The organism is Arthrobacter sp. Dra40 (assembly GCF_059091905.1).
On the sequence record NZ_JBNHHB010000168.1, the window covers coordinates 1 to 11,223 of the forward strand.

An 11,223-nucleotide genomic window follows, 5' to 3' on the forward strand; every position below is an offset into this window, starting at 1 on the left:
CAGCGGCCGAGGCGGCATCACGCAGCACCCGCAGCAGCCGTTCGTCCGGGGCACTCAGCAGGCGCGGGGCATCGGGGGCGGCGTTTGCCAGGGCGCGGACGACGGCGGACATCGCCTGCCGGTCCTCGGCGCCCCAAGCGAAATCAGCACCCCGCCGCACTGCCGCGCTGATGATGTGGCCGCGCAGCAGCTTCACCGCGATGGCCGCGCGCTGGGCTGCCGGCAGCGCCTGGAACCAGGTGCCGGAAACCAACGCCTGGACATCTTGGAACTGGGTACGCAGCGGCAGCACGGCGGAGGTGACGCGTTCGTCTGCGTCCTGCCCCACCAGGTAGGCCGGAGCGTGGGCCGGGTAGGCGATCTTCCCGCCGGAGAACCACAGCCGCAGACCGAATTCCAGGTCCTCGCCGGTGCGCAGGCCTTCGGCCAGCCGCAGGCCCAACCGGTTGACGGCCTCGCGCCGGATCAACCCCAGCGGTGCCGTCCGGTAGGCCAAACGGTCGCGCAGCGGATCCACCAGCGGGCCCCTGAACACCCGGGCGCGCGGCGTCAGGATGCGCGCGCCGCCGCGGTGGCGCAGAGGGGCGATGACGGCACACGCGCCCGTGGCGTGGGCAGCGTCCAGCCAGGCGGACACCGCCCCCGGCTCCAGGATGTCGTCGGATCCCATGATGCCCACAAAGGCTGCCCGTGCCTGGCCCAGCCCGTGGTTAAAAGGGCCGGCCGGGGACGGAATTCCGTCGGCCAGTTCCAGCAGCCGGACGGTCTCGGGCAGGCCGGTCAGCTGCTCGCGCACGGGATGCGGGTCCATGTTGTGGCACACGACCGTGGCGGCGACGCGACCGGGTGCGGCGGCCAGTACCGATTCCACCGCACGGCGGACCGGCCGGTCGGGTCTGTGCACGGCAATCACGATCTCGGCTTCCGGACCGCCGGTCGGGACGCGATGAGCCTCCCCGACGCTCATGGCCCGGCCTTCGGGTGTGCCGGGTCGTTCGGTCCGGCGGCCTCGTCCGGCTTGGGCACCTCGTCCAAGGCGATGCGCCGGGCCAGCTTGGTGATCCGCTCCTCAAGTTGCCGGGTGCGATGGAAGGAGCTCGCCATGTAAATCAGGAAGCACACAATCAGCCCGTACAGCACCAGGTCGGTGCCGCGGCCGATGCCCAGCGCATTCGCCGCGGCGGTCAGGATGCGCGGGAAGAAAACGGACAGCGCTGCCATGACCGCGAAAAGCACCAGCACGATGCGGCGCACGGCCTGGTGCCGCGCGTTCTGGCCTCCCCGCATCAGTGCGAGCGCGCCGAGGGCGACGGCCAGGACCAGGACAATTTGGACGACTATGAGCATGGGTTCACCGGAAGAAGAGGTCAGCGAGGATGTTGATGCCGTTGAGCAGGGGCTGCCCCTTGGACTTGGAATATTCCGTATAGACGATGTGTACCGGCTGCTCCACCACCCGGGCGTTGAGGGCGGATAGCTGGTGGATGAGTTCGGACGCGTGCGCCATCCGGTTCTGGGTCAGGTGGATCCTCCGAGCCACGTCAGCGGAGAGGGCGCGCAGTCCGTTGTGGGCATCGGTGAGGCGGTAGCCGGTGGCAATCCGGGACTGGACGGCTGCCGTGCGCAGCACCAGGCGCTTGAGCGCCGAGACCTCTCCCCGCCCCTCCAAAAAGCGGGAACCCAGCACCACGTCAGCTTCGCCGGCTCTGATCCGTTCCAGCATGGCGGCGGCATCCTGGACCCGGTGCTGGCCGTCGGCATCAAAGGTGATGACCGCGTCCAGCTGCGGATCCTGCACGGCATATTCGATTCCGGTCTGCAGCGCGGCACCTTGGCCCAGATTCACCGGATGAACCACGACGACGGCGCCGGCCTTGCGCGCCATGGCGGCGGAATCGTCGGTGCTGCCGTCGTCCACGCACACCACGTAGGGAAAGGTCTTCAACAGGTCCTGGATGACTGCGCCGACGACTGTTGCCTCGTTGTACATCGGCACGACGACCCAGCAGCGACTCACCCGCCTAGTATTCCACAACGGGAATGTCAGGGCTGCACCAGGCCGCGGCCGCGGCGGACTGGTGGCCGGCAGTCACCGCCGTCCGGTCGACGGCCTCAGTGGTGCCACGTCGTGGTAGTGGGCCTCCAGCTCCCGGACGCTGCCCGCCAGGCTTCGCTGGTCCACCACGAACTTGCGCGCGTCGCGGCGCATGGCCAGATACTCTGCGCTGCCCAGCCGCAGCAATTGCTGCAACCCGTCCTGCAACTGGCGGTAGTCGGCTTCCGGTGCCAGCACGCCGGTGACCCCGTCGTCCATCATTTCCGGGATGCCGCCACTGCGGTACGCCAGCACCGGTGTGCCGCATGCCTGGGCTTCAAGCAGCACGAGTCCGGCTGCTTCCCGGGCGCCTCCGGCTTCTTGGCTGGGCGCCACCAGGATGTGCGCCTGCTGCATCCAGGAGCGGATCGCGGCCCGGTCCTGGCGCCCGAGATAGTCAATGTGGGGGTGGCTGGCAGCCTGCTCGGCGACCGCGTCGCGCAGCGGGCCGTCCCCGATCACCACCAGCCGGTGCCGGGCCTTGCGCCAGACCGCGTGCGAGGCGTCCAGCAGATCCCGGATGCCCTTTTGCGTGTTCAGCCGGCCGACGAAGAGCACCACCGGCACCTCATCACTCTGGTAGCGGTTCGGCTCAAAATAGTCAGTGTCGACGCCTTGGTAATGGACATGGATCTTCGCGGTATCGAGGTCCAGCTCTGCGGCCCGGCCGGCCATGTAGTTGCTGACCACCAGGATGCGGGTGCTGTGAGCCGCGGCCGCCAGCACATTCCGGTGGTGCCAGCGGGCCATCATCGTCTCCGCGGGATTCCCCAGGGACACTATGTCCGAGCCGTGCATGGTGGTGAGGAGCGGAGTCCCGGACGCGATGGAGGCCTGGACGGCGGGCTTCGACCAGGTGGCGAAGTGCTGGTGGATGATGTCCGGTTCAAAGCGTGCCACAGCCACCGCCATGGATTTCAGGAAGGCTGGCATCATGAGTTCCCGGCGGCGGAAGCCCAGTCCCGGCGCCGGAACGAAGTCAGTCACCGGCACCGTCACCGATGAATCCTCAATCTCTGCCACCAGGGTGAAAACGCGGAAGTCGTGCTTGTCCTTCAAGCGCTCGGCGTGGGCCGTGGCGAAGTACGTTGGCGGAATCCGCAGCGTGCTCTTGGTGATGGCGATCTTCACGAGGCTCCCCGACCTTGGTGGGCTGCAGCCGGCGCGGTCCGGCTTCCTTCGCCATCCTAGCCCGGCGGCCTGAACGCCTCGTGGTGTCCCAAACGGCCTCAGGGTCTGCAGCCCGCGCCGTTCCCCGGCACGCCGGGCGTTCCGGCACGGCGCAGCGGGGCTCTTACCTGACGGTAATCTTTCAGTGTTCGGCGTTCGCCGGGCGTCAGCGACAAGGAGCAGTGGTGGCCCAGCAGATCCTGTGTATCTCGTTCTCGGATATTCAGGCAGATTCCCGTGTGCTGCGGCAACTGAAGCTGTTGGCCGAAGCCGGCGAGGTGACCACGCTCAGCTACGGCGAACGCCCGCCCGGCGCCACCCACCACCTGGAGATTGACGCGTCGCTGCCGTCGCTGCCGCAGACACCGCTGGGCGTGCTGTTGCTGGCGCTGCGCTTGCATTCGGCGGTGGAGCTCTCTGCCCCTGCGATCAGGCAGGCCCGCGGGCTAGTGGCGGGCCGCCGCTTCGACGTGGTGGTGGCGAACGAGGCGCGCGCCCTGCCGCTGGCCCATGCCGTGGCGCAGGGAGCCCCCGTATGGGGAGACATGCACGAATGGGCGCCGGAGGAACGCTCGCATGTGCTGCCCTGGCGTCTGCTGGTGTCACCTTATATGAGGAGCATCTGCGCCAAGTACCTGCCGCGCACTGCCGCAGTCACCGCCGTGAACGGATCAATCGCCAAAATGTATGCGGATCACTTCGGCTGCACCGTGGAAGTCGTCCGCAACGCCGGGCCGTTCCGTCAGCTTGAGCCCTCGGCCCCGCTGCCGGGGAGAATCCGACTGGTCCACAGCGGGGCCGCAGTGCCCGGCCGGAACCTGGAAGGCACCATCAACGCAATGAAGCTGCTCGATGACCGCTTCACCCTGGACTTGTATCTGGTCAAAGCGCGCGACGGCGGACGCTACTGGCAGCAGCTCAAAGACCTGGCCGCAGGCGATGAACGGATCACCTTCCACGACGCGGTTCCCCCGGAAGAGCTGCCGGCCACGCTCAATGCCTACGACGTCGGTGTCTTCTCCCTTCCGCCGCAGACAATGAACCACCGGTTCATGTTGCCGAACAAGTTCTTTGATTTCGTCCAGGCGCGGCTGGCCCTGGTGTTCAGCCCGTCCCCGGAGACCGCGGCGCTGATGAAGGCCTACGACCTGGGCGTGGTGACCGAGGACTTCAGCACGGAGTCGCTGGCGCGGGCGCTGGCGTCGCTGACCACCGAACAAGTGGACAAGTACAAAGCCAACGCGCACGGAGCGGCCGCGGCGCTCAGCTCGGCCGAGGACGAGGCCGTCACCCGGGGCATCCTCGCTGCCCTGCTGACACCCTGACGGAGCCGGTCCCCACGCGGCCGTCGCCGGCGCGGCCGGAGTTCAGCGCAGCCGCGAGGTTTCCGCGGCGACCGCCACGGCTTCTGCCGCCCGGCGTCCCACGGTGCGCAGCGAATAGTTCAGCTCCACCCAGTCGGACAGCCGGCGTCGCTCGGCGTCCTCCACCGGCTTCTCCAGCGCGGCGGCCATGGCCTCGGCCACCTGGCCGCCGTCCCAGTCCACGCTTTGCCCCAACCCGTGGTCAGCGACCAACTGCCGCAGCGGGCCCACGCCGGCGTAAATCACGGGAGCACCGCAGCTCAGCGAAACGAAGGCTTTGGTGGCAAAGGCAAAGTCGTAGCCACGGGCCGGCCGCACCGAAGCCAGCCCCGCCGTGGCGCTGCGCAGGGCGCGCGCGATCGCGCCGCCGTCGGCCGTTCCCGGGAAGCGGATGCGCTCCCCCGCAGGCGCAGCGCGCCGGCGCAGCTCCTCCACCTCCACGCCGCCGCCGTACATCAGCAGCCGCGCGTCGGGGTACCGGTCCATGATCTTGAGGAACCCGTCCACGAAGACGCCGGCGCCTTGGATTTCGGACATGGTCCCGGCGTACACGAAGGTGGGGCCGGGGTGCGCGTCCGCGGGGCCGGCCAGGCTGAAGGTCCCGGTATCGATGCCGGTGCCCACCTCGGCCACTGTGGCCCCGCCGGACGTCAGCCGCGCCAGCGCCGCGGTCACCCCGGTGGAGATGCTCAGGACGCCTGAGGCGCCGCTAACCACCCAGCGTTCCACGGCCCGCAGCACCTTGACCACCCGGGGGTCCACTCCGATGCCGGCTGCCGCATCGGAGCTGACATCGGCGGAGAAGTACACGTACGGACGACGCCGCAGCGCGGCCGCCGTCCTCACGACGACGCCGGTGGTTGGCGGCGGTTCCACCAGCAGCACATCGAAGGGTTTCTGCACCAGCAAGCGGAAGAACAGCGGGATGTCGAAGCTGGCGTACTGGAGATAGCCGCGCACGGCGCCACTGGCGTCGCGGAGCACCGGCCAGCGCAGGATCCGCGCACCATGGGCGGCTCCTTCCTCCGCGCCACGCAGTCCTTTCGGCGGTCGGGTCGTCAGCACGGTGACCCGGTGGCCGGCCTCGGTCAGCGCCCGCACGGTGGCCGCCAGCCGGTAGGCGGCAGCTCCTGCCTCCGGGGCATAGATCCGCGTGGCCAGCAGGATCCGCAGGCCCATCAGGCGCGCAGCCCGATGGTGCGGGAATCCTTCGCGCTGGCGATCATGGCTTCGGCCACGCGCAGCGTGTTCAGCCCTTCGCGCATGGTGACGATGGTGGCGGCCGGACGGCCGCTGCCGGCGCCGTCGTCCGCACCAGAGCTGGAGCCGGACGGTTCGGGCAGCATTCCGCGGCTGGCCAGCACGGCGTCGCGGAAGGCTTCGTGTTCAACCTTCAGCGGCTCGCGTTTGGGGATGGCCAGCCGGGTGATGTTGCCTTCGGAGACGCCGCGGAAGTTGGCCACGGATTCCCATTCGGTGCTGATGATGCCGTTTTCGTAGAACGTCAGATCGGCGGTCAGGGTGTCCGCTACAAAGGCGCCGCGTTCGCCGGTGACCACGGTGACGCGTTCCTTCATCGGCGAGAGCCAGTTCACCAGGTGGCTGGTGATCACGCCGTTGTCCAACTGTCCGGTGGCCGCGACCATGTCCTCGTGGTAGCGGCCGGAGCGGGTGGTGGTGCGGGCGCTGACGGACTGGTAATCGGACTGGGCCAGCCAGGCGGTGAGGTCGATGTCGTGCGTGCCCAAATCCTTGATCACGCCGACGTCGGCGATCCGGGCCGGGAACGGGCCCTGCCGGCGGGTGGCAATCTGGAAAATCCGGCCGAGTTCGCCGGTTTCCAGCCGGGACCGCAGCGACTGCAGCGCCGGGTTATAACGTTCAATATGGCCGACGGCGCCGACCAGGCCGCGGGATTCGAACGCGGCGGCCAGCTTTTCGCCGCCGGCGACGGTGTCCGCAATGGGTTTCTCCACCAGGGTGTGCACGCCGGCTTCGGCCAGGGCCAGACCGACCTCTTCATGCAGGCCGGTGGGCACCGCGCACATGGCGATGTCGATTCCGGCCGCGATCAGTTCCTCGATCCCGGCGTAGACGGGCAGGCCGGGTGCGGCGCCGTGGGGATCGCCATGGGCATCGGCCACCGCGACCAGTTCCACTCCGTCCGTCTCCCGGAGCACGCGCGCGTGGTGCCGGCCCATCATGCCCAAGCCGATCAGGCCGGCGCGCAGCACGGTTTTTCCGGTCCCGCCCATGCCTAGGCCCCTGCCTTCGCCAAGGCGTTGACCGCGGTAACAATCCGGTCCAGGTCCTCCGCGTCGAGTGAGGGGTGTACCGGCAGCGAGAGCACTTCGGCGGCCGCGGCTTCGGTCACCGGCAGGTCGGCGGCGATATTGAAGGAGGGCAGCCGGTGGTTCGGGATCGGGTAATAGACCCCGGACCCGATCCGGTATTCGTCCTTCAGCGCGGCGGCGAACCTGTCGCGCTCCCCCGCTCCGATCCGCACCGTGTACTGGTGGTAGACGTGCACGGCGCCGACCGCGACCGTGGGGGTCTGCACACCGTCCAGGTTCGCGTCCAGGAACGCGGCGTTGGCCTGGCGCTGTTCGGTCCAGCCGCCCACCTTGCCCAGCTGAACCCGGCCGATCGCGGCGTGCAAGTTGGTCATTCGGGCGTTGAAGCCGACCAGTTCGTTCTGGTACTGGCGTTCCATACCCTGGTTGCGCAGCAGCTGCAGCCGGCGCGCCACCTCGTCGCTGCCGGTGGACACCATGCCGCCCTCGCCCGAGGTCATGTTCTTGGTCGGGTACAGGCTGAACATCGCGAATTCACCGAACGTTCCCACGCGGCGGCCGCCCAGCGACGCCCCGTGGGCCTGCGCAGCGTCCTCGAAAAGCAGCAGCGACTTTTCCGCGGCCAGCGCGCCCAGCGCGTCCATGTTTGCCGGATGCCCGTAGAGGTGAACCGGCATGATGGCTTTGGTCCGGTCTGTGACGGCGGCCCTGACCGCCTCGGGGTCCAGACAGTAGTGTTCCGGCTCGATGTCGGCGAATACCGGGGTGGCGCCGGTCAGGGCCACCGAGTTTGCGGTGGCGGCGAAGGTGAAGGACGGCACGATCACCTCGTCCCCCGGGCCGATGCCGGCGGCCAGCAGGCCCAGATGCAGGCCGGAGGTGCCGGAATTAACCGCAACCGCGTGCCGGCCGTCCAGCAGCGCCTCTGAGAACTCCTGCTCGAAGGCGGCCACCTCGGAGCCCTGGGCGAGCATGCCGGAGGCCAGCACCGCGTCCACGGCGGCCCGTTCCTCGTCCCCGATGATCGGCTTGGCCGCCGGTATGAAGTCCTTGCTCACTGCTGTTCTCCTCCAGTTTCGTGCCGAACCTCGTGCAACGAGCCCTCATCCTCGCGGTACCGGGCGCCGGTAGCCGGGCACACCCACACCGCCGGATCCGCCGTATCCCGTGCCAGCGGGTGTCCGGCGCGGCCCACCCAGCCGATCCGCTTGGCCGGCACCCCGGCCACCAGGGCGAAGGCGGGTACGTCGCGGGTCACCACGGCGCCGGCAGCCACGGTGGCCCAGGCGCCGATGGTCACCGGGGCCACGCACACCGCCCGGGCGCCGATGGAGGCGCCGTCGCGGATGTCCACGCCCACCGCCGTCCAGTCGTCGGCGCTCTTCAGCGATCCGTCCGGGGCGACCGCCCGCGGGAACGTGTCGTTCGTCAGCACCACCGCCGGGCCGATGAACACCCCGTGCCCCAGCCGTGCCGGCTCGTACACCAGTGCGTAGTTCTGGATCTTGCAGTTGTCCCCGGCCTGTACCCCGGTGCCAATGTAGGCGCCCCGGCCCACGATGCAGTTCTCCCCCAGCACCGCATCTTCGCGGACCTGCGCCAGGTGCCAGATCTTCGTGCCCTCGCCCAGCCGGGCGGCGTCGGCGACGTCTGCTGAATCGGCGATGAACGCCATAGGTTCCCTCTTTCCGCTCACGGCCGCTGCGCCGTCGTCCATTGTGCCTTGGTCCGGTCGGTTCAGGCCTTGCCGATCACCCGGTACGCCACACCCGGCCATCGTTCGGCCGAGCTGACCCGCCGGCCGTCGACCAACACCTTCACACCGGGCAGGTCGTCCGGCCCCAGCTGCGCGTATTCGGCATGGTTCGCCTGCACCACCGCGGCGTCGGCCGGCTCGCCCAGCCGGTAGGGCGTGAAGCCGAGAGCCGTGAGTTCGGCATCGCTGAACAGCGGATCATGGACGACGGCGGTGCCTCCCCGCGCGTTAATGGCCTCCACCGCACCGAACACCCCCGAGAACGCCGTCTCCTTCACGCCGCCGCGGTAGGCCGCGCCCAGCACTGCCACGCGCGCCCCGGCCAGGTCGCCGTAGGCGCCCTCCAGCAGGCCGATCGTGTAGTCCGGCATGCCCGCGTTTGCCGCACGGGCGGCAGCCACCACCGTCGCCGACGGGTCGTTCCACAAGTACAGCCGCGGGTACACCGGGATGCAGTGCCCGCCGACCGCGATGCCGGGCTGGTGGATATGGCTGTAGGGCTGGGAGTTGGAGGCTTCGATGACCTGGTAGATATCGATTCCGGCGGTCGCCGCGTAGCGGGCGAACTGGTTCGCCAACCCGATGTTCACGTCGCGGTAGGTGGTCTCGGCGAGCTTGGCCAGTTCGGAGGCCTCCGCTGACCCCAGGTCCCAGACGCCGTTGCCGCGCGGCAGGTCCGGCCGGTCGTCGAAGTCCAACACCGCCTCGTAAAACTCCTGAGCCACAGCGGCTCCGGGCGCGGAGAGCCCGCCGATGAGCTTGGGATATTTGCGCAGATCCTCGAACACCCGACCGGTCAGCACCCGCTCCGGGGAAAAGACCACATGGAAATCCTCGCCCTCGACCAGACCCGAGCCTGCTTCGAGCATCGGCTTCCATCGGGTCCGCGTGGTGCCCACCGGCAACGTCGTCTCGTAGGAGACCAGCGTGCCCGGGGTCAAATGCCGGGCCAGCTCCTCGGTGGCAGCATCCATCCAGCCGAAGTCAGGCTTGGCCTCGGCGTCCACGAACAGGGGCACCACCAGCACCACGGCGTCGGCTCCCGGCACGGCCTCGGCATAATCGGTGGTGGCCCGCAGCCTGCCCGCAGGCACCAGCTCGGCCAGCCTGTCCTGGAGACCTGCCTCGCCCGGGAACGGTTCGGTGCCCGCATTGACCAGGTCGACCACGGCGGCGTTCACGTCCACACCGACGACCTCGTGCCCCTTCGAAGCGAACTGGGCGGCCAGCGGCAGCCCGATCTTTCCCAGAGCAATGACAGCGATCTTCACCAGAGCAAGGCCTTTTCTCGTTGTGTCCATGTCATGGCCTCTTAGGCCCAGAGTCAAGGGTATCGCTTGTTCCGGCGGCTACCGGTCGCGGGTGTTATCCACAGACCGGGCCCCGGCAGGGGAAAAGACTGGGCCGGTTTGCCTAGGTTTCTGTCATGGTCCTCCATCTGACCCTGGCGGCGGCCCCCGGCCTTTCGGCTTCCGCCGCGGCCTGGGTTGCCGGGCACGCCGATGCCGTCGCCGGGCTGGAAACCGGAAGCAGCGCTGCCCCGCTGGCCGCCTGGCTGGGCGGAGCGCTGCCCGGCGTGGCCTTCACCGTTTCCGGCCGGCCGCTGGCCACGCTGACCGCAGGGGTGGCCCCGCTGGTCCATGGCGCCGTGATCGTCTGTGGGCCGGAGCAAACAGCCATGCCGCACCGGAAAACACCTGCCTTGCCTCCGCTGGTGTTGGCCGTGACCGCCGGGCCCGACGCCGGACGGCTGTTCGCTCTCTCACGCGGCCGCTACACCGTTGGACGACATGCCTGCGGGCTCACCATCGCGGACCCGGCGTTGTCGCGCCTGCATGCCACGCTGGAAGTGACCGAACGCCACGTCCTGCTGCGCGACGCCGGGTCGGCCAACGGCATTATCTCCGGCGGAAAACGCAGCCGGCAGGCCGTGCTCAGCGCCGGGCGCGCCGTCCGGATCGGCGGCAGCGAACTGCAGTTGGTGGTGGGCAGTGAGCCCGGGGAACCGTTCCAGCCGGACGCCGACCTGGCCGTTCCGGTGCCTGTGGCGGAGGAGAAACCCCCGGAGCCGCGGGCCAAGATGGCCCTGCTGCTGGCCGGACTTCCGCTGCTCGCCGGCCTGGTGCTGGCCCTGCTGACGGGCCTGTGGTTCTTCCTGGCCTTCAGCGCCGTGTCCCTGCTGGCAGCGGCCGTGCCGTTCGCGGCCGGCCGCGGGCAGCGCCGCCGCTACCGGGCTGCGGTGGCTGCAGCAGCGGAGACCGATGCCCGCCGGCGCCGTCTGGCGGCACCCGGCACGGCCGAGCTCGCTGTTGCCCTGCTGCGCGCAGGAACGGGGTCGGGGCGTCCTGGCCCGGGGTTCGAGGATCCGGGGCCGCACCAGGGCAACCCGGCGCAGCCGGAACATGTGTGGCTGCGGTTGGGGACCGCCACCCTGCCTGCACATATCGGCCCGGCCTCGGCGCCGGTCGCTGCGCCTCCCGCGCTGGAGCACGTTCCGCTCTGTGTGGATCTGCTCGCCGAGCGCCGGCTCCGGTTCGAGGGGGC

Annotated in this window: 11 protein-coding genes; 2 read left to right on the top strand and 9 right to left on the bottom strand. The window is 69.4% G+C overall.

Annotation, left to right across the window (positions count from 1 at the left end):
* From AC5RWT_RS29340 to AC5RWT_RS29355, 4 genes are all read right to left on the bottom strand, one after another.
* The coding region (locus AC5RWT_RS29340; RefSeq protein ID WP_494083275.1) for a glycosyltransferase at nucleotides 1–967 on the bottom strand (967 nt) is incomplete at its 3' end.
* Entirely contained in the window at nucleotides 964–1,347 is a 384-nt protein-coding gene (locus AC5RWT_RS29345; protein WP_494083276.1) for a DUF2304 domain-containing protein, read from the bottom strand. The genes AC5RWT_RS29340 and AC5RWT_RS29345, both read right to left, overlap by 4 nt.
* A gap of 4 nt (nucleotides 1,348–1,351) precedes the next feature.
* Entirely contained in the window at nucleotides 1,352–2,017 is a 666-nt protein-coding gene (locus tag AC5RWT_RS29350) for a glycosyltransferase family 2 protein (RefSeq protein ID WP_494083277.1), read from the bottom strand.
* Between the two features lie 72 nt (nucleotides 2,018–2,089).
* A complete protein-coding gene (locus AC5RWT_RS29355) occupies nucleotides 2,090–3,226 on the bottom strand; it encodes a glycosyltransferase (RefSeq protein ID WP_494083278.1) in 1,137 nt (378 codons plus the stop codon).
* A gap of 224 nt (nucleotides 3,227–3,450) precedes the next feature.
* Here AC5RWT_RS29355 and AC5RWT_RS29360 point away from each other — a divergent pair, with 224 nt between their 5' ends.
* Nucleotides 3,451–4,590, top strand: a complete 1,140-nt coding sequence (locus AC5RWT_RS29360; RefSeq protein WP_494083279.1) for a glycosyltransferase — start codon at nucleotides 3,451–3,453, stop codon at nucleotides 4,588–4,590.
* A gap of 42 nt (nucleotides 4,591–4,632) precedes the next feature.
* Here the strand turns inward: AC5RWT_RS29360 and AC5RWT_RS29365 are convergent, their stop codons facing one another.
* From AC5RWT_RS29365 to AC5RWT_RS29385, 5 genes are all read right to left on the bottom strand, one after another.
* The gene (locus AC5RWT_RS29365) at nucleotides 4,633–5,808 is read right to left on the bottom strand and encodes a glycosyltransferase (protein WP_494083280.1); all 1,176 of its coding nucleotides are present in this window, start codon (nucleotides 5,806–5,808) and stop codon (nucleotides 4,633–4,635) included.
* Nucleotides 5,808–6,884 carry a Gfo/Idh/MocA family protein gene (locus AC5RWT_RS29370; RefSeq protein ID WP_494083281.1) on the bottom strand — a complete coding sequence of 359 codons (1,077 nt, stop codon included), beginning with the start codon at nucleotides 6,882–6,884 and terminating at the stop codon, nucleotides 5,808–5,810. The genes AC5RWT_RS29365 and AC5RWT_RS29370 overlap by 1 nt, the downstream gene beginning before the upstream one ends.
* A gap of 2 nt (nucleotides 6,885–6,886) precedes the next feature.
* Nucleotides 6,887–7,981, bottom strand: a complete 1,095-nt coding sequence (locus AC5RWT_RS29375; protein ID WP_494083282.1) for a DegT/DnrJ/EryC1/StrS family aminotransferase — start codon at nucleotides 7,979–7,981, stop codon at nucleotides 6,887–6,889.
* Nucleotides 7,978–8,598, bottom strand: a complete 621-nt coding sequence (locus AC5RWT_RS29380; protein WP_494083283.1) for an acyltransferase — start codon at nucleotides 8,596–8,598, stop codon at nucleotides 7,978–7,980. The genes AC5RWT_RS29375 and AC5RWT_RS29380 overlap by 4 nt, the downstream gene beginning before the upstream one ends.
* A 62-nt stretch (nucleotides 8,599–8,660) precedes the next feature.
* A complete protein-coding gene (locus tag AC5RWT_RS29385; RefSeq protein WP_494083285.1) occupies nucleotides 8,661–9,950 on the bottom strand; it encodes a nucleotide sugar dehydrogenase in 1,290 nt (429 codons plus the stop codon).
* Nucleotides 9,951–10,105: 155 nt separating this feature from the next.
* Here AC5RWT_RS29385 and AC5RWT_RS29390 point away from each other — a divergent pair.
* Nucleotides 10,106–11,223 (top strand): FHA domain-containing protein (locus AC5RWT_RS29390; protein WP_494083284.1); only part of this gene is annotated, 1,118 nt, incomplete at its 3' end.